The sequence below is a fragment of the Ruegeria sp. CI8 genome (assembly GCF_056536865.1).
The window spans coordinates 1,463,850-1,482,202 of the sequence record NZ_JBQFQL010000001.1 but is presented as its reverse complement, the minus strand read 5'-3'; the positions used below and the strand labels follow the sequence as shown (position 1 = coordinate 1,482,202).

The following is an 18,353-nucleotide window of genomic DNA, read 5'->3' as shown; positions in this document are numbered from 1 at the left end:
GGCGCGGCCGTCAGAAGGCCACGCCGGTTCCTTGCAAAACGCCATGTTCCAGCGCGTATCGGGTCAGGCCGGCAGTTGATGAGATGCCCAGCTTGCGCTTGATGTTTTTGCGATGGGTTTCGACCGTGCGAACCGAGATATCCAGCGCCAGCGCGACTTCCTTGTTCGACTTGCCCTGCGCCAATTCCAGAAGGATCGTCTGTTCACGCCCGGTGAGCGCTTCGCGCGCCGCATCCTCTTTCGGTTCCAGCGATCCGATCGCCCCGGTGCACAAATAGCGCTCTCCACGCATGACCGCGTCTATGGCCTGCTTGATTTCGTCAGTCGGCACATCCTTGAGAACATAGCCCTTGGCCCCGTGGCTCAATGCGGTCGAGATGTATTCCGGGCTGTCATGCATCGACAGAATGAGAATGCGGGTGTCGGGCAACCGTTCGAGGATCAGTTCAGTGGCGCTGAGCCCCCCGAGCCCCGGCATGTTCAGATCCATCAGGATGACATCGGGCTGCAGGCGCGCGGCCTGATCCACCGCGTCACGGCCATTGCCCAACGTGCCGACGACCTTGATGTCGTCAAAACTTTCGAGGATCGACTGGATGCCCTCGGCGACCATGGGGTGATCGTCGACGATAAGGACTCGGATCGTTTCGGTCATCAGGAACCGGCCTTTCCTTTGGGTGTCGCGTCTTCCTGCGGCGGCAACAGGTGGCTCAGCGGCAGGCTGACTTCGATCACTGTACCACTTTGTGCGCCGCGTGATGACAGGATACGCAGGGACCCGTCAAGCTGTTCTATGCGCTCTTGCATGTTGCGCAGCCCGATCCCGGTGCTGACCCGGCCCGGTCGTGACCGAAGGCCACGGCCGTTGTCGGTGATGCGCATGGTCGCGCCCTTCTTGTGGCCGCGCAGGTCGATCGTGACGCGGGTTGCGCCAGAATGGCGTTCGATATTCGTCAGCGCCTCTTGCGCGATACGGTAGAGGGCGATCTTGCTGTCCTGGTCCAGACGATTGCGGAACACGACGGTCGAGAATTCGGTCTCGATCCCGGTCCGTTCGCGGAAATCGTCGGTCAGCGCCTTCAGGGCCGGGCCAAGGCCCAAGTCATCCAATACGCCGGGCCGCAGGTCGCGGCTGATGCGGCGCACTTCGGTGATCGCGGTGCCCAGGTTGTCGATGCCCTTGTCCAGCGGCGCACGTGCGCCGTCATGATCGCCCTTGGACAGGCGCCGCCGGGCATTGTCCAGCGCATAGCGCACCCCGACCAGGATCTGGCTGATCCCGTCATGCAGCTCACGAGCAACGCGGCCACGCTCTTCCTCCTGCGCGTCGATTACCCGCTTGGTCAGTTCCTTCAGCTTGGCATCCGCAAGCCGGCGTTCGCGGATGTTCAACAGCATCCCCGAGGCGAAGACGATCAGAACCGCCGCCAGAACGATACCGCCGATATACAGGAACGTGCGTTGCACCCGCGCTTCGACCTCGGCGCGGGCATTGGCTACGGTGGCCACGATGTCGTCGATGAATACACCGGTTCCCACGGCCCAACGCCAATCCTGCAGGCCGACGACATAGGCGATCATCATGGCCTCTTCGCCGGTCGAGGGCTTCTGCCACATGAAACTGTGCCATCCGGCACCCTGCCGGGCCAGGCGGATGAACTCGTCGACGACCGGAACACCCTCGCTGTCCGTCAGGCCCTCCCAGTTCTGATTGATGAACTCGGTCTGGCGCGGGCTAACAAGGTTGTTGCCGTCATAATCATATACGAAGAAGAACCCGTCCTTTCCGTAAATCATCGCCGACAGGATCTGGGTCACCAGATTCTGGGCAACCTTGTCATCCGGAGACGCGCGTCCGTAGATATAAGCGAAGCCGTTTCGGGCCTGTGTCACGTAATTGCGCAGCTCTTCCTTCTTGGCCTCGATCAGCCGACGCTCCAACGCCTTGATCTCGCGTTCAGCCGTCGCGCGGGCTTCGTAGGCCACCATGACCGCGATCGCGGCCACGGCCACGACCAGCGGAATGGCCGCAACCAGCGACAGCTTCTGAGCGTAGGTCAGTGAAAGCAGAGCGCGGAGTTTCCCCATGGTCGAATCGATACGCAAGCGGGGGTGAAATTGCAAAGAGATTGGGCATTCCGGCGCTCGAAACGCCCAGGAATCGCGGTTTGCGGGCCAAAATGAGCCCCTCATTTGCGCGTTCCGCAGAAAAAACCATCCGATCTACGTAGTAATAGGTATTCCTTTTCAAACGGCCTTCATTAGGGTGACGCTACCGTAAACGACTGGCTCGGGCGCTGCCCGAGTCGTGACTATGAAGGGGAGGATTACTCTTATGGATCGTCGTAAGTTTCTAAAGACGTCGGCACTGGGCGGCTCGGCCGCAGCGGCAACCGCATTGGCGGCACCCGCCTATGCGCAGGGCAAGCGCACGCTGACCATGGTTACCTCGTGGGGCCGCGGTCTGGCTGGCGTGTTCGACAGCGCGCAGCGTTGCGCCGACAGCATCACCGCAATGTCCGACGGCAACCTGACGGTTGACATCAAGGCAGCGGGCGAACTGGTGGGCGCGTTCGAAGTGTTCGACGCCGTCTCGTCGGGTCAGGCTGACATGTACCATGCCGCCGACTATTACTTTGTCGGTCAGCACCCGGGCTACGCGTTCTTCACGGCCGTTCCGTTCGGTATGACCGCGCAGGAACTGGTGAACTGGTACTATTTCGATGGCGGCATGGAGCTGCATGACGAACTGGGCCAGATCTTCGGCCTGAAATCGTTCCTGGCAGGCAACACCGGTGCGCAGGCCGGCGGCTGGTACTCGAAAGAGATCAATAGCCCCGAAGACTTCAACGGCCTGAAGTTCCGTATGCCGGGTCTGGGCGGCAAGGCGCTGGGCAAGCTGGGCGCATCGGTTCAGAACATTCCGGGTTCGGAAGTGTATCAGGCGCTGTCCTCGGGTGCCATCGACGGCACCGAGTGGATCGGTCCCTGGGCCGACGAAAAGGCCGGTTTCCAGGAGATCACCAAGATCTACTACACCGCCGGTTTCCACGAGCCGGGCGCAGGCCTGTCGCTGGCCACCAACCGCGACGTGTTCGAAAGCCTCTCGCCGGCGCACCAGAAGATCATCGAAATCGCTGCCGGCGAAGCGCACCAGTGGAACCTGGCACAGTTCCTGGCCAACAACGGCGCGGCGCTGCAGCGTCTGCAGGCCGGTGGCGTGAAGGTCATGGAATTCCCCGACAGTGTCTGGGATGCCTTCGGACAAGCCAGCCAGGAAGTTCTGGCCGAGAACATGAGCGACGAGCTGTTCAAGAAGATCCACGACAGCGCGATGGCATCGATGAAAGCCTCGTCGTCGTGGCTGAACATGTCGTCGGGCGTCTACACCGCGCAGCGCGACCGCGTTCTGGGCTAACTGGCCGTCTGGCAATCAAACGGTTTCCCCGCCACGTGCGGGGAAACCTTTCCTGTTGCAGATGCGCGGATCGCACGGTTTTCCGCTATAATCAGCGTCGCAACCAACGGGACCTGGGGACATTATGCAGGACGAAAACGGTATCTCGTTCTTCGGCGCCCTGTGGAACGGACTGGTCTGGTTCGTTCAAAGCATCGCCGAAGCCTTCTATAATTTCGGATACGCCATCACGCATCCGCAGCTGTGGCTGAACTGGTCGGACAAAGAAGCGATCATGCGCTTTGTCTATTACGGCGGGTCGGTCGAGTTCTTTTTCGTGGTTTTCACGATCTTCCTCGTGCTGACCGCGATCGGGCTTTACTTCCGCGGCTTCATGTGGGGCATGGTGCGCGTTCTGGAAGGGTTCGCCAACACGACCGGGCGTTTCTTTGCCTGGGCGGGCCTGCTGATGGTGATCCAGCAAATCGTCATCGTATTCATGCAGCGCGTATTCGCGCGACCTGACATGGCGTTTGGTCTGGGTATCCCGTTTCAGATGGATATCAGCTGGTACGCCGAAGAGCTGAAGCTGTACAACGCGCTGGTCGTCTGTCTGTGCTGCACCTACACCTTCGTGCAGGGCGGCCATGTCCGCGTGGACCTCGTATATGCCGGCATCTCGCATCGGGCCAAGCGCGTGGTCGACATGCTGGGCTCTATTCTGTTCATGATGCCCATCGCCGTGCTGACCTGGATGTATGGCTGGTACTTCATGTGGCGTCACCTGATCGTGCCGAAGCCCTCGGCCAGCGACACGCTGGACCGGCTGGTGATGAAATCCCGCGCGCTGCGCTGGAACGTCGAAACCATCGGCTTCAGCCCCAACGGCTTCAATGCCTACTTCCTGTTCAAGATCCTGCTTGTGGCCTTTGCCGCGATGGTGTTCCTGCACGCGATCGCGTTCTTCTACCGGTCCTATCTCGAATATGTCGAAGGCCCGGAAAGCGCTGGAAAATACCTCGACAAGGACAGCCTTGGCGAGGGTGAAGAAGCCTACGAAGGCACACATTAAGGACGGAGACCAAAACAATGCTATTCGGACTTGATGGCGTCGAGATAGGCCTCATTATCGTATTCCTCTGCCTGTTCGGCGGGATTCTCAGCGGCTTTCCGGTGGCGTTTGCCATCGGTGGGGCCGGCATCATCTCTTTCGGGATCATCGCCGCGCTGGACAGCGCCGGATTGCTGATCCACCAGGCGATCGACACAAGCTCGCAAGCCTATCGGGACATCGTGAATTCGGGTGTGAAACCCGATGTGATATCCGTGTTCCGATACCCGGACCTGCCAAGGATCGCCGAGCCGGTCTTTGTTCAGGGCTGGGAAACCGCGTTGGACCGCAACGTGTCCTTCATCGTGAACCGTATCAACGAACGAGTTCTGGCCGGTCAGTCGATCGAGACTCTGCTGGCGGTGCTGATGTTCGTGCTGATGGGCATCACGCTGGAACGCTCGAAAATCGCCAACGACCTGCTGACCACAATGGCGCGCGTCTTTGGCCCGCTGCCGGGCGGTCTGGCGGTGTCGATCGTGGTTGTGGGGGCATTCCTTGCGGCCTCGACCGGTATTGTGGGCGCGACCGTGGTGACGATGGGCCTGCTGGCCCTGCCGACCATGCTGCGCAACAACTACTCGCCAGAGCTGGCGACGGGCGTGATCGCGGCCTCGGGCACGCTGGGGCAGATCATTCCGCCCTCGATCGTGATTGTTCTGCTGGGCACGCTGGCGGGTGACCTGTATTCGACGGCGCAGGAGACCCGCGCAGTCGAAGCTGGATGTACCGACGCGCTGACCTATCTGGGCGAGCCTGCCGTGGTTTCGGTGGGGACGCTGTTCCAGGCGGCGCTGCTACCGGGGATCATGCTGGCGCTGCTCTATGCGCTTTATGCCTTTGGCTACGCGCTGCTCAACCCGCACAAGGCACCTGCGGTCGAACTGTCAGGGGGCAGCGGCGAGACCATCACCCGCTCGGAAGGCCTGACCTGGCTGCTGGGTGCCCCGGTTGCACTGATCGTGGGCGCGGTTCTGCTGGGAAGCGCCGGTGTCATCGGCAGCCAGAACATCACCGTTTCGGGTTTTTCCGACATCGGTGAGGCAGCCTCGTTGCGCACCAACGTGTCCGAGGAGTGCAAGGCCTCGATGATCGACCTGCATGGTCAGGCGGCCTGGGACAAGGCCGTGGCCGAGCAGGAAGCCATCGATGCTGCCGGCGGCGCAACCGAAGCGCAACGGCTGAGCGAAGAAGAACTCGCCTCGGCCCGTGAAGCCAAGATTGCAGCTGCCGCCCCGATCGGCACCGGTGTTGCGGTCATGGTCGTACTGTTGGGTCTGACGCTGGTTCTGGGCCGCGGCATCGCGCCCTCGCGATCGCCGCAGCCGCTGATCGTGGGTGCAATCGGGCTGATCCTGATGCTGCTGGTCGATGTTCTGCTGATTGCGCCGACCACTTCATCTGGGGCCACCTTCCTGCTGCTGGCGCTGCCTTTCGGGCTTGCCATGTATGGCTGCAAGGAAGCGGCGGCGCGCTGTGCCACCAATGATCTGATCCGCGTGGTATTCCCGCCGCTGGTTCTGATCATCGCGGTTCTGGGGTCGATCCTGGGTGGTGTGACCAACCCGACTCCGGCCGCAGCGCTGGGGGCAGGCGGGGCCATCATGCTGGCGGCCTATCGCAAACTGCAGGATCAGGGGCGGTCGGGCAAAGTGATCATCTGGTCCACCTTCGCCGTCATCATCTGTCTTCTGCTGGGTGTCAACTTTGACCTCCGCGTGAACCAAGGCGATGTAAGCGTCGAGACCTGGATTGCTTTCATCCTGGCCTATGCCACCTACCTCTATGCGCTGTTCGGCCTGCTGTTCGCCTGCTGGGTGCTGTATGCCAGCGGTGTTCTGACACCGGTGGTGCGGGAAACCGCCAAGGTGACCTCGATGGTCTTCACCATCCTGATCGGCTCGCAGCTGCTGAACCTGGTGGTGATCTCGTTCGGCGGGGAACACTATATCCAGCAGTTCCTGAAGAGCTTCGACAACGAGTTCACGGTCTTCCTGATCGTGATGCTGGTGCTGTTCATCCTGGGCTTCGTGCTGGACTTCCTCGAGATCATCTACATCGTGATCCCGATCGTGGGTCCGGTGATCTATGGCGGGTCGTTCGACCCGAAATGGGTGACGATCATGGTGGCGGTGAACCTGCAGACCTCGTTCCTGACGCCGCCATTTGGCTTTGCGCTATTCTATCTGCGCGGCGTGGCGCCGAAAGAGGTAACGACGGGCCATATCTACCGCGGGATCATCCCCTTCGTGCTGATCCAGGTGGTTGGCATCGGAATCCTGTGGTTCTTCCCGTCGATCGTGACGATCGTGCCGGACCTGATCCCGAACTGATCGGTGATGGCGTTGTCAAACTGAAAAGGGGGCCGCGAGGCCCCCTTTGCTTTGGTCCCGGCTGACGCCGGTTGTCAGGTGAACTGGATCAGGTCCCAACGGTTCCCGAACGGATCCTGCCAGACGGCAACGATGCCATAGGGTTCGTGGCGGGGCTCTTCCTCGAACCGGACCCCGTTGGCCAGCATGTCTGCGTGATCGCGGGCGAAATCATCGGTTCTGAGGAAAAACCCGACACGACCACCGGTCTGATTACCGATTGCGGCCCGTTGGCGGTCTCCGTCAGCCTTGGCCAACAGCAGAGCAGCCCCATCGCTGCCGGGGGGCGTAACCAAAACCCATCGTTTGCCTTCGCCAAGATCGATGTCCTGGGTCAGCCGGAACCTAAGCGTCTTGGTGTAGAACGCGATCGCGTCATCATAGTCCGGCACCACCAGGGTGACGGCGTGCAAACCTTGCTGCATCAGAATTCAACCTTTGGTGGGGTGGCGATCGGGAAGTTGGATATTCGCGACCTGCTCGGCAATCGGAGCGGTCGAAAGCGGGTGATGCGTTGAGTCGGTGAACGCCTCCGGGTCGTCCACACGCTGCCACCCGCCTTTGACATAGACCTCGAGCCCGGCGAATTTCACCTTGTAGCCCATCTTGGGGCTGCCGGGGACCCAATAGCCCAAATAAACATATGGCAGACCGGCCTCGCGCGCGATGTCGATATGATCGAGGATCATATAGGTTCCCAGTGAGCTTTGCGGCTGGTTCGGATCATAGAACGAATAGACCATGCTCAACCCGTCATCCAGAACATCGGTCAGGCTGACGGCGATCAGGTTTCCGGTCTTGGGGTCGGCATATTCAACGACGCGGCTACGGATCGGAGTCTCCTCGATCATCGCGGCGAACTCGAACACGTCCATATCCGCCATGCCGCCATCGGCGTGCCGTGTGTCCAGGTACCGCCGAAACAGTTCGTACTGGTCGTCGGTGGCCCAAGGTGAGGTCGCGCGTCGCTGAAGGTGCGCATTGCGCCGCGCCGCGCGTTTCTGGCTTTTGGTCGGGGAAAAGGCCGAGACGTCGATCCGGGCCGACAGGCAGGCCGCACAATCTGTGCAGGAGGGCCTGTAAAGGACGTTCTGAGACCGGCGAAAACCCTGCTGCGACAGAGAGTTGTTCAGCTGATCCGCGCCTTCGCCCTGTAGGGCGGTGAACAGCTTACGCTCGATCCTGCCCTCGAGATAAGGGCAAGGCTGTGGTGCAGTCACATAGAACTGCGGCGCAATCGGCAGCGTGTGTCGCATGAAGGCCCCGTGTTTCCTCGGGGCCGATGATAGCAACCGTTTCTGGGGTCGCCAAGTCCCAGAAACGGGCCGTGTCAGGCGCGCTGGTTCAGCATCACGGTGCCGAGGAAGGCATCGGTCAGGCCCTGGTTGCGTGCGCTGGTCAGCATCATGATGACCGAGATGATCTGCAGGATCGGAAACGCCATGCTGACAAAGTAACCGGCTGTATGCGCGACGGCCTTGCCGGTATCCATGCGTTCGCCAAATGCGTCGCGCAGTTCGATCCCCATAAAGCGCATACCCAGCGTGGCAGACCCGTTTGCGATGGTGACGACACGGTAGATGAAACTGACGACCGCATAGATCAGCGCGATGACGAACAGGCCCATGCCGAAGGTCAGCAGAATGGCAACCGTGCACAGCAGCGAAATGAAGGCGATATCAAACAGCCACGCGAAGAAACGTTTGATCGCCACGGATTTGTAGAAGTCCGGCTGACGATCCGGGTCGGGCAGATGAGACATGAAGGAATTTCCGGTCGGTTGTTGAGGTTTGCCCTGTCCCACAGAGAGGGGGCAGGGCGGTAGAGTATCAGGCGGTTTCGTCCTTGTCGTCCGCCGTATTCTCCTGAGCGCGTTCGTTCATGAACTGGTCGAACTCGGCCTTGTCCTTGGCTTCGCGCAGGCGGTGCAGGAAGGCTTCGAAATCCTGTTGTTCCCGTTCCAGGCGGGCCAGCGTGTCGGCCTTGTAGGCGTCGAATGCGCTGTTGCCCGAGGGCTTCATCGCGCTCATGTGGCTGTGCCAGGAATGGCGGCGGCTGCAGGATTTGCTGAACATGCGTTTGCTCCAGATCATATAGGCCAGAAGGGCCAGGCCGACGGGCCAGAAGAAGATGAAACCAAGGACCATGGCAGCGATCCAGGCGCCTTTGCCCTTGTCGTCAAGCCAGGCCTCTGCACGGTGCAACCATCCCGGGTTGCGGGGGACGGCGTGTTCGGACAATGCGGTCATTTGGGCTCTCCAGGTTGATGTAAATTGTGTTCACATTGATCTAGATGGGGTGGCCCGGCCCGGATGCAAGGGGCGATGTGAAAAAGATTTACATTTAGTGCCCCGGTTGACGGCAGTTCTGATCCTGCGCAACGTGCGGGCATGAACACGCACAACGACAAGCCCGCCCCGACGCTTGAAGAAATCCTGAACCTCGAGCAGCAGGTCTGGACCGCTTTGGTCGAAGGTGATGCGCGGGCGGACCGGGCGTTGCTGAGCGCCGATTTTCTGGGCGTCTACCCATCCGGTTTCGCCAATCGCGACGATCATGTGGGTCAGTTCGCAGTCAGCCCGACCATGGAGTCATATGAGTTGAGCGCGGCGCAATTGCGCGTTTTGACATCGGATATCGTCCTGTTGTCCTACCGGGCGGACTATCAGCGGCCGGGTGCGTCCGCGCGCGAGGCGATGCTGATCTCTTCGTTGTGGGAACGCCGGGATGATGGCTGGATCAATACCTTCAGCCAGGACACTCCAGTCGACGTTACCTGACCGGAATTCGCCCATGACCGACAATCTTACCATTCGCCGCGTCCCGCGCCCCTACGACCCCGAACTGGGGCGAGAGGCCTGCGCCGCAGTGTCGGATCTGAACGCTGATCAGTCCGAACTGGTGACCGGTGCCGCAGGGAGCAGCCCGTACCTCAAGAGCCTGATCGACCGTGAGCGCAATTGGCTGGCCCCGGCGCTGGATCGGCCGCAGCACGCCCTTGCGCAGATCATGGACGACGCGCGCGCGTTGGCTCCTGACCAGTTGAAACCGGGTCTGAGGCTGGCCAAGCATCGGCTTGCCTTGCTCACGGCCCTCGCCGACCTGTCTGGAGCCTGGAACCTCGAGCAGGTCACGACGGCGCTGACCGACTTTGCGGCGCTTGCCGTGGACATCGCGGCCAAGGCCGAGATTGCGGCGCTGATCCGGCGCAAGAAGCTGCCCGGCATGACTGATGACGACGTCGAAACCGCCGCTGGGATGGTGATCCTGGCGATGGGCAAGATGGGCGCGCACGAGCTGAACTACAGCTCGGATATCGACCTGATCGTGCTGTTCGACGAAACCCGGTACGATCCCGACGATTTCTACGAGGCGCGGCAGGGCATGGTGCGGGCCACGCGCAATTTCTGCGCCACGCTCAGCGACAAGACGGCCGATGGGTACGTGTTCCGCACCGATCTGCGGCTGCGCCCCGATCCCGCGGTCACCCCAGTCTGCATGGCGACCGAGGCGGCCGAGCGCTACTACGAAAGCCTGGGCCGCACATGGGAGCGTGCCGCCTATATCAAGGCCCGCCCCTGTGCCGGCGACATCGCCGCCGGGCAGCGGTTTCTGGAAACCCTGCGCCCCTTTGTCTGGCGCCGCCATCTGGATTTCGCCGCCATCCAGGACGCCCACGACATGCGCCTGCGCATCCGCGAGAACAAGGGCACCGGGGGGGCTCTGACGATCCCCGGCCATGACATGAAGCTGGGGCAGGGCGGCATTCGCGAAATCGAGTTCTTTACCCAGACGCGGCAGTTGATTGCCGGGGGCCGCGACCCCGACCTGCGGGTGCGCGGCACGGTGCCGGGACTGGCCGCGCTGGCAGCCAAGGACTGGGTGCCGCAGGACGTGGCCGACAAGTTGACCGACCATTACCGCGCACATCGCGAGGTCGAGCACCGCATCCAGATGGTGCATGACGCGCAGACCCACAAGGTGCCGCAGTCGTCCGACGGGATCGAGCGCATCGCCTGCCTGATGGGCACCACCAGCGCCGAGCTGACGGCCGATCTGACACGCCGCCTGACCGAGGTGCACGAGCTGACCGAGGGCTTTTTCGCGCCCGGCGCCGGCCCCGCGCCGACCGCAGCGCCCCCGGTCGAGTTCGACGCCGGCGTTCTGGCCCGTTGGACAACCTATCCCGCGCTGCGTTCGCAACGGGGCGCGCGCATCTTCGAGCGGCTCAAACCCGAGTTGCTGGCCCGGCTGGCCAAGACCGCCCGGCCCGACGAGGCGCTGCTGGCGCTGGATGGGTTTCTTGCCGGTTTGCCCGCCGGTGTGCAGCTGTTTTCCCTGTTCGAAGCCAACCCGCATCTGATCGACCTTCTGGTCGATATTGTCGGCACCTCGCATGCACTGGCCGCGCACCTGTCGCGCAATGCGCAGGTGTTCGACGCGGTGATCGGTGGCAGCTTCTTTGCCGATTGGCCCGGTCAGTCCGCCTTGCAGGCTGAACTGTCCCACGCGCTGGCGGCTGAGTCGGACTATGAAACGCAGCTGGATCTGGCGCGGCGCTGGTGCAAGGAATGGCATTTCCGTATCGGTGTGCACCACCTGCGCGGTCTGATCGACGGGTTGCAGGCCGGGCGGCAATACGCGGACCTCGCGCAGGTTGTCATCGCCGCGATCTTACCCTGCGTAGAGCGGCAGTTTTCGCAGAAGCACGGCTCCCCCCCAGGGCGTGGCGCTGTGGTGCTGGGCATGGGGTCGTTGGGGGCCGCTCGGCTGAACTCGCAATCCGATCTGGACATGATCGTGATCTACGACCCGCAAGCGGTGGACATGTCCGACGGCCCCAAGCCACTGGCCACGCGCACCTACTATGCGCGCTTTACACAGGCGCTGATTACCGCCCTGTCGGCACCGATGGCGCAAGGACGGTTGTACGAGGTCGACATGCGACTGCGGCCGTCCGGCAATCAGGGGCCAGTCGCCACAAGCTGGGCCAGCTTCACTCATTACCAACAAGAGGAAGCCTGGGTTTGGGAGCATCTGGCCTTGACCCGCGCGCGCGCAGTTGCAGGCAACACGGATCTGGCAGACGATTTCGAAGCTTTCCGAACGCAGTTCCTGTCTCGCCCGCGCGACAAGGATCAAGCCCTGCGCGAAGTGTCCGACATGCGCGCACGCCTCGCGGCCGCGAAATCTCCCGCCGGTGTCTGGGATGTCAAGAACGGCCCCGGCCGTCTGCTGGATATCGAGCTGATGGCCGAAACCGGCGCACTGTTGTCCGGAGCGCCACAGCGCGACGTCGACTCGGGCCTGGACGGAGCGGTCGCTGCGGGTCTTTTGGATGTCGCTCAGGCGCAGGTGTTGAAGGACGCATATGACCTATGCTGGTCGGTGCAATGCGCGGCGCGGCTACTGTCTGGCAAGGTGATCGAGGCCGACAAGATCGGGCAGGGGGGCACGGCCTTTCTGTGCCGGGCGACCGGGTTCGAGCAGGTCGAACAGTTACAGTCCGCCTTGCAGGACAGCTATGCTGCCGCAGCCGAAGTGATCGGCGCGGTGATCGAGGAGAGTGCGGATGGCGCGCAGTGACGACCCGAACGACCCCAAGGGCCTGATCCGCGAGGCCTATCGCATCGACGGAATCACGCTGCCCGAGTGTCGCAGCATCTTTTTGGACTGGGCGCTCAGCCTGCCGGACGGGCGCGACCAGAAGCAGGCGCTGACCGAGTTGCATGCTGTCTATACCGCACAGGATGCCGACCATCCCATGACACAGGTTCTGCGCGAAGGGCTGGACACCGCGCAGGCTCCGCGCCGGCGCGGCGGCTGGCGGGCGCGCCAACGCTGACGGATAGCCAGAGGGGCTTTTCTGCCCGCGCAATCGCGACTATGAGGGCGCCATGACCCATGCCGACATGCCCGACCGCCCCAGAATCCGTTTGAAACCCAAAGCCAATGCGCGCGGTCTGCGCCACGGCTTTCCTTGGGTCTATGCCAATGACATCGTTACCGACCGGCGCACCCGCAAGATCGCGCCTGGTGCGCTGGCCGTGCTAGAGGATGACAAACGCGCCCCGATCGCGTTGGTGGCAGTGAACCCGGATTCCAAGATCATGTGCCGGGTGTTGGATCGTGACCTGTCGGCACAGCTGGACGCCGGGTGGTTCGAAACCCGCCTGCGCCGCGCGCTCGACCTGCGCGAACGGCTGTTCGATGCGCCTTTCTACCGGCTGGTCCATGCCGAGGCCGACGGTTTTCCCGGTGTCATCATCGACCGCTTTGGCGATGCCTGCGTGATCCAGCCCAACGCCGCCTGGGCCGAGGCGCATCTGGGCCTTCTGACCGGCGCGTTGGTCGCGGTGACGGGGGTGACGACCGTGCTCAAGAACGCCTCGGGCCGCACCCGCGGGCTGGAAGGTCTGGATGACGTGAACCAGACACTGCGCGGCACCGCGCCCGATGCTCCGTTGCCCGTCCCGATGAATGGCGCGACCTACATGGCCGACCTGACCGGGGGCCAGAAAACCGGGCTGTTCTACGACCAGCGCCCCAACCACGCTCTTGCCGCCCGGCTGGCGGGCCCCGGCGCGCATGTGCTGGACGTGTTCAGCCACGTGGGCGGATTTGGCCTGGCCATGCTGGCCGGTGGGGCAGATCATGCGCTGTCGGTCGATGGCTCGGCCGCCGCGTTGACTCTGGCCGAGCAGGGCGCCGCCGCATCGGACTTCGGTGACCGCTTTGAAACCCGACAGGGCGATGCCTTCGACGTTCTGACCCAGCTGGGTGAGGACGGTGCGCAGTTCGACGTGGTCATCTGCGATCCGCCGGCCTTTGCGCCGTCGAAACAGGCGCTGGATGCCGGGCTGCGGGCCTATGAGCGGATCGCCCGCCTGGCCGCGCCGCTTGTCAAACCGGGGGGGTATCTGGGCCTGTGTTCCTGCTCGCATGCCGCCGACCTGACCCGCTTTCGCGAGGCCTGTGCCCGCGGTATCGGTCGGGCCGGGCGCCAGGCGCAGATGATCCATACTGGCTTTGCCGGCCCCGACCATCCGCAACTGCCGCAACTGGCCGAGAGCGGCTATCTGAAATCCGTGTTCTACCGGCTGTGAAGGCGGTTCTCGACACCTGCGTCATCTATCCGACGGTGATGCGCGAGATGCTGCTGGGCGTGGCGGCGCGGGGCCACTTCACCCCGCTCTGGTCGGCTCGCATCCTCGAGGAATGGGCCCGCGCCGCCCGCAAACTCGGCCCCGAGGGCGAGGCGCAGGCCCGGGCCGAAATCGCCTTGGTGCAGGCACATTGGCCGCAGGCCGTACGCCCCGAGGCACCCGGTCTCGAACAGCGCCTCTGGCTTCCCGACCCGGCCGACACCCATGTGCTGGCCACCGCGGTCGCCGCTTCGGCCGACACGATCATCACCGTGAATGCCAAAGACTTTCCAAGGAATATTCTGGCGGAAGAGGGCCTTGCCCGCATCGACCCCGACAGCTTCCTTCACGGCATCTGGCAGAGTGACCCGAGCAGTGTCGAAGAGATGGCTCAATCGGTCCTGACCGAAGCCAACCGTCTGTCGGGCGACAGATGGACTCTGCGCGCATTGATGAAAAAAGCCCGCCTGCCGCGTCTCGGCAAGGCTTTGGCGGCCTGACCTCTTCCCCTGGCTCCAAATATCGCGAGAGTGTGGCCTCTCGCACTCTGACCCTCAGCCACGCTCCCAACGTTGTTCAAGTGCCTCCAGCGCGGCAATCCGCTCGTCCGTCTTGGGATGGCTCATCAGCCAGGCCGGAACCACGCCCGCCCGCTGTTGGGTCAGATCCTCAAGCTTGTGAAACAGGGATTTCTGCGGCCCGATCCCGATTCCGGCCTTGGTCAGCAGGGCGGCTGCGTATTCGTCCGCCTCGTACTCGTCCGCCCGCGACAGGCGCGAGGCCAGCAGCGCGGTCAGCGCATTTGCGATCCACGCGCCGATGAAGGGAATGAACCGGTTGAGCAGCATCATCAGCGCCGCCCGCATCGCGTTCTGACCGGAAAAATCGATCATCCGCCGCCGGGCGTGGCCCAGCGCCACATGGCCCAGTTCATGCGCGATGACGCTGGCCATCTCCTCGGCCGAAACCTCGCCGTTGCGGAACTTGCGATAGAATCCACGGGTGATGAAGATGCGCCCGTCCGGCGCGGCCAGCCCGTTCACCGGGTCGATTTCGTAGATATAGACCGGCACGCGCGCCACATCCAAGGCGGCGGCCAGGCGGTCGGTCATGCGTTTCAATTCCGGATCGGCCAGTTCGGTCGACTTCGCATCCAGCTCGCGATGGGTGCGCCAGACGGAAATCCGATACATCACAATGGCATAGGCGATCGCCAGCAGAATTGGGGTCAGACGCAACATATCTCAGATATGGGCGGATCGGGATGCGGGGGCAAGTCGTTCCTCATCACTTTCGGGCAACATGGGCGACTTGGGGCAGTTCATGAGACGGAATTCGCGCGGCGTCAGATCGCAGTTTGCATATTTCAAAGGTTGAAATGAAGGCAAAAGCCTTCTAGGGCACGGCGCACGCGGTGCGAGCGCGCGCTATGCAAGAGGGACAAATGGCCAACAATGATTTAGAAGCCCGGCACCTTGAAACACTGGATCGTGACCTGCGGAGGTTTTCCCGCCTCGAGGTTGCAACGGCGCAGGTCGGGCGGCCGTTCGTCGGATCGGGCATCGCCTTCGTGTTCATCGTGATCGCCGGGATCACGGCTGCTTTGTTGTTCGGACAGGCCAGCAACACGATGATCGTCGTGATCGCGGCCATGTTCGGAGCCTACATGGCGCTGAACATCGGGGCGAACGATGTGGCCAACAACATGGCCCCGGCGGTGGGCGCGAACACCCTGACCATGGGCGGCGCCATCGCGATTGCCGCAGTTTTCGAAAGCGCCGGGGCCCTGATCGCGGGTGGAGATGTGGTCTCGACCATCGCCAAGGGCATCATCAATACCGAAAGCATGGGAACGGCAACCGTCTTCATCTGGGCCATGATGGCCGCGCTGTTGTCTGCTGCGCTTTGGATCAACCTGGCCACCTGGGTTGGCGCTCCGGTCTCGACCACGCATTCGGTCGTGGGGGGCGTCATGGGGGCAGGGATCGCGGCGGCGGGGTTCGGCGCGGTCAGCTGGGTCAAGATGAGCCAGATCGCTGCAAGCTGGGTCATCTCGCCGCTTCTGGGCGGCATCATCGCCGCCGGATTCCTGTGGTTCATCAAGGCGCGGATCATCTACCAGGACGACAAGATCGCCGCTGCGCGCAAATGGGTTCCAGTTCTGGTCGGCATCATGGCCGGGGCGTTTGCCTCGTACCTTGCGCTGAAAGGCCTGAAACATCTGTTCAAGATCAACCTGCAGACGGCCCTGGTGATCGGTCTGGTCAGCGGAGTGCTGATCTGGATGGTGACGATTCCTGTCATTCGCCGTCAGGCTGAAGGGCTGGAGAACCGCAACAAGTCGCTGAAGATCCTGTTCGGCATCCCGCTGATCATTTCGGCGGCGCTGCTCAGCTTTGCGCATGGGGCCAATGACGTGGCAAATGCCGTCGGACCTCTGGCCGCCATCGTTCAGGCTTCGGCGGTGGGTGATTTCACCCATGCGGTGAACATTCCGCCCTGGGTCATGATCATCGGCGCCTTCGGCATTTCGTTCGGTCTGTTCTTGTTCGGGCCCAAGCTGATCCGGGTGGTCGGCAGCCAGATCACCAAGCTGAACCCGATGCGCGCCTATTGTGTGGCGCTGTCGGCGGCGATCACCGTGATCGTGGCCAGCTGGCTTGGCCTGCCGGTCAGTTCGACCCACATCGCCGTGGGCGCAGTGTTCGGTGTCGGGTTCTTCCGGGAATGGGACGCCGAGCGGCGCCTGATCAAGGCGCGCGGCGCTGTGCCGGAACGCCCGGTGTTGGCCCCCGAAGAGCGCCGCCGCCGCAAGCTGGTGCGCCGGTCGCATTTCCTGACGATCATCGCGGCCTGGGTGATCACCGTGCCCGCGGCGGCCCTGCTGTCAGGTCTGCTGTTCCTGGGGATTCAGGCAATCGCCGGATAAAAGCAAAGCCGGGCTGGCGCTATCGCGTCAGCTCGCGCATGCCGCGTTCCAGCCCGGCCAGCGTCATCGGCACCATCCGGTCTTCGAAGATCTCGCGGATCATGCCGATGGAATGGGTGTATTCCCAGTATTTCTCGGGCACCGGGTTGATCCACAGGTTCGACGTCCACTGTTCGCGCGCGCGCTGCAGCCAGACCTGCCCGGCCTCGGCGTTCCAGTGCTCGTTGGCGCCGCCGGGATAGGCGATCTCGTAAGGCGACATCGACGCATCACCCACGAAGATGCACTTGTAGTCGGGGCCGTAGGTCCGCAGCACCTCATGCGTGGGGGTCTGCGCATCCCACCGGCGGCGATTGTCGCGCCAGACGCCTTCGTACAGGCAGTTGTGGAAATAGAAATATTCCAGGTGCTTGAACTCGGACCGCGCGGCCGAGAACAATTCCTCGACCACCTTGATATGCGGGTCCATCGAGCCGCCCACATCGAGAAACAGCAGCACCTTGACCGCATTGTGCCGTTCGGGCCGGGTCTTGACGTCCAGGTATCCGTGCTCGGCCGTGGCGCGGATGGTGCCGTCGAGGTCCAGTTCTTCGGCGGCGCCCTCACGGGCCCAGCGGCGCAGGCGTTTCAGCGCGACCTTGATGTTGCGGGTGCCAAGTTCGACCGTGTCGTCCAGATTGCGGAACTCGCGCTTATCCCAGACCTTGACCGCACGCTGGTGGCGGCTTTCCTTCTGGCCGATGCGCACGCCCTCGGGATTGTAGCCGTAAGCGCCGAAGGGCGAGGTGCCCGCCGTTCCGATCCACTTGTTGCCGCCCTGGTGGCGGCCTTGCTGATCCTTCAGCCGCTCGCGCAGCGTCTCCATCAGCTTGTCGAAACCGCCAAGCGCTTCGATCTCAGCCTTTTCCTCGTCTGACAGGTGCTTCTCGGCCATCTTGGCCAGCCACTCGGCCGGGATGTCCACGGCCTCGAGCACCTGATCGAAGGTGATCTCGGACAGCCCTTCGAAGCTGGCGGCAAAGGCGCGATCGAACTTGTCGATGTTGCGCTCGTCCTTCACCATCGAGACACGGGCGAGGTAGTAGAACGCCTCGATGTCGTAGGTGGCCAGCCCCTTTTTCATCCCCTCCAGAAAAGTCAGGTATTCCCGCAACGAGACGGGGATGCCTGCTTTTCTGAGGTTTTCGAAAAAGGGGATGAACATCGGCTCAGCCTATCACCCGCACCAGAACAAGCGAAATGGCCAGTCCCGCCAATGCAAATGCAATGCCGTAGCCGGCCGCATACTGGGCGATATCCGCGCCGCTGCCTTTGCGTTTTCGTGCCGTCAGCGCGCCCAGAGCCGCCCCCAGGACCGCCATTCCCACAACCACTAGCATGTGTTAGTCATCCGCCTTTT

18 protein-coding genes are annotated in these 18,353 nt (G+C 62.6%); 9 read left to right on the top strand and 9 right to left on the bottom strand.

The features are described from left to right. Positions 1-10: 10 nt before the first annotated feature. Together ACR0DA_RS07300 and ACR0DA_RS07295 are read right to left on the bottom strand one after the other, a co-directional pair. Positions 11-655 carry a response regulator transcription factor gene (locus ACR0DA_RS07300; RefSeq protein ID WP_170338171.1) on the bottom strand — a complete coding sequence of 215 codons (645 nt, stop codon included), beginning with the start codon at positions 653-655 and terminating at the stop codon, positions 11-13. Next, entirely contained in the window at positions 655-2,088 is a 1,434-nt protein-coding gene (locus ACR0DA_RS07295) for a cache domain-containing protein (protein ID WP_170338684.1), read from the bottom strand. Before ACR0DA_RS07295 ends, ACR0DA_RS07300 begins: the two co-directional genes overlap by 1 nt. 247 nt (positions 2,089-2,335) lie before the next feature. Here ACR0DA_RS07295 and ACR0DA_RS07290 point away from each other — a divergent pair, with 247 nt between their 5' ends. The 3 genes from ACR0DA_RS07290 (at position 2,336) to ACR0DA_RS07280 (ending at position 6,841) form a co-directional block, all read left to right on the top strand. Continuing rightward, entirely contained in the window at positions 2,336-3,418 is a 1,083-nt protein-coding gene (locus ACR0DA_RS07290; protein WP_170338175.1) for a TRAP transporter substrate-binding protein, read from the top strand. Between the two features lie 124 nt (positions 3,419-3,542). Continuing rightward, positions 3,543-4,469 (top strand): TRAP transporter small permease subunit, encoded by a 927-nt coding sequence (locus ACR0DA_RS07285; RefSeq protein WP_170338177.1) that lies wholly within the window; start codon positions 3,543-3,545, stop codon positions 4,467-4,469. 17 nt (positions 4,470-4,486) lie between these two features. Next, positions 4,487-6,841, top strand: a complete 2,355-nt coding sequence (locus ACR0DA_RS07280; RefSeq protein ID WP_170358851.1) for a TRAP transporter large permease — start codon at positions 4,487-4,489, stop codon at positions 6,839-6,841. A 74-nt stretch (positions 6,842-6,915) separates the two neighbouring features. Here the strand turns inward: ACR0DA_RS07280 and ACR0DA_RS07275 are convergent, their stop codons facing one another. The 4 genes from ACR0DA_RS07275 to ACR0DA_RS07260 all read right to left on the bottom strand — a co-directional run bounded on the left by ACR0DA_RS07275 (position 6,916) and on the right by ACR0DA_RS07260 (position 9,129). Beyond that, on the bottom strand, positions 6,916-7,305 hold the full coding sequence (locus ACR0DA_RS07275) for a VOC family protein (protein ID WP_170599541.1): 390 nt from the start codon (positions 7,303-7,305) through the stop codon (positions 6,916-6,918). 6 nt (positions 7,306-7,311) lie between these two features. Continuing rightward, positions 7,312-8,136, bottom strand: coding sequence for an arginyltransferase (locus tag ACR0DA_RS07270; protein WP_093962342.1), 825 nt, complete (start codon positions 8,134-8,136; stop codon positions 7,312-7,314). Between the two features lie 74 nt (positions 8,137-8,210). Beyond that, the gene (locus tag ACR0DA_RS07265) at positions 8,211-8,642 is read right to left on the bottom strand and encodes an RDD family protein (RefSeq protein WP_093962341.1); all 432 of its coding nucleotides are present in this window, start codon (positions 8,640-8,642) and stop codon (positions 8,211-8,213) included. 67 nt (positions 8,643-8,709) lie between these two features. After that, the gene (locus tag ACR0DA_RS07260; RefSeq protein ID WP_170338185.1) at positions 8,710-9,129 is read right to left on the bottom strand and encodes a DUF2852 domain-containing protein; all 420 of its coding nucleotides are present in this window, start codon (positions 9,127-9,129) and stop codon (positions 8,710-8,712) included. Positions 9,130-9,270: 141 nt separating this feature from the next. On the opposite strand from ACR0DA_RS07260, the gene ACR0DA_RS07255 reads away from it, so the two are divergent. The 5 genes from ACR0DA_RS07255 to ACR0DA_RS07235 are packed head-to-tail and all read left to right on the top strand — an operon-like array spanning position 9,271 to position 14,525. Beyond that, positions 9,271-9,660 (top strand): DUF4440 domain-containing protein, encoded by a 390-nt coding sequence (locus ACR0DA_RS07255; RefSeq protein ID WP_480753445.1) that lies wholly within the window; start codon positions 9,271-9,273, stop codon positions 9,658-9,660. Between the two features lie 13 nt (positions 9,661-9,673). Then, positions 9,674-12,466, top strand: coding sequence for a [protein-PII] uridylyltransferase family protein (locus ACR0DA_RS07250; RefSeq protein ID WP_480753444.1), 2,793 nt, complete (start codon positions 9,674-9,676; stop codon positions 12,464-12,466). Next, on the top strand, positions 12,453-12,725 hold the full coding sequence (locus ACR0DA_RS07245; RefSeq protein ID WP_170338699.1) for a hypothetical protein: 273 nt from the start codon (positions 12,453-12,455) through the stop codon (positions 12,723-12,725). Before ACR0DA_RS07250 ends, ACR0DA_RS07245 begins: the two co-directional genes overlap by 14 nt. Positions 12,726-12,777: 52 nt before the next feature. Next, entirely contained in the window at positions 12,778-13,986 is a 1,209-nt protein-coding gene (locus tag ACR0DA_RS07240) for an RSP_2647 family RNA methyltransferase (RefSeq protein ID WP_480753442.1), read from the top strand. Next, entirely contained in the window at positions 13,983-14,525 is a 543-nt protein-coding gene (locus tag ACR0DA_RS07235) for an RSP_2648 family PIN domain-containing protein (protein ID WP_480753441.1), read from the top strand. The genes ACR0DA_RS07240 and ACR0DA_RS07235 overlap by 4 nt, the downstream gene beginning before the upstream one ends. A 54-nt stretch (positions 14,526-14,579) precedes the next feature. Here the strand turns inward: ACR0DA_RS07235 and ACR0DA_RS07230 are convergent, their stop codons facing one another. Next, the gene (locus ACR0DA_RS07230; RefSeq protein WP_093962334.1) at positions 14,580-15,266 is read right to left on the bottom strand and encodes a M48 family metallopeptidase; all 687 of its coding nucleotides are present in this window, start codon (positions 15,264-15,266) and stop codon (positions 14,580-14,582) included. A gap of 203 nt (positions 15,267-15,469) precedes the next feature. Between ACR0DA_RS07230 and ACR0DA_RS07225 the strand changes: the two genes are divergently transcribed. Then, the gene (locus tag ACR0DA_RS07225; protein WP_170358865.1) at positions 15,470-16,954 is read left to right on the top strand and encodes an inorganic phosphate transporter; all 1,485 of its coding nucleotides are present in this window, start codon (positions 15,470-15,472) and stop codon (positions 16,952-16,954) included. A 19-nt stretch (positions 16,955-16,973) separates the two neighbouring features. Here the strand turns inward: ACR0DA_RS07225 and ACR0DA_RS07220 are convergent, their stop codons facing one another. Beyond that, on the bottom strand, positions 16,974-18,158 hold the full coding sequence (locus tag ACR0DA_RS07220; protein ID WP_170432190.1) for a vWA domain-containing protein: 1,185 nt from the start codon (positions 18,156-18,158) through the stop codon (positions 16,974-16,976). A 4-nt stretch (positions 18,159-18,162) separates the two neighbouring features. Next, positions 18,163-18,333, bottom strand: coding sequence for a hypothetical protein (locus ACR0DA_RS07215; RefSeq protein WP_170338198.1), 171 nt, complete (start codon positions 18,331-18,333; stop codon positions 18,163-18,165). Positions 18,334-18,353: the final 20 nt, after the last annotated feature.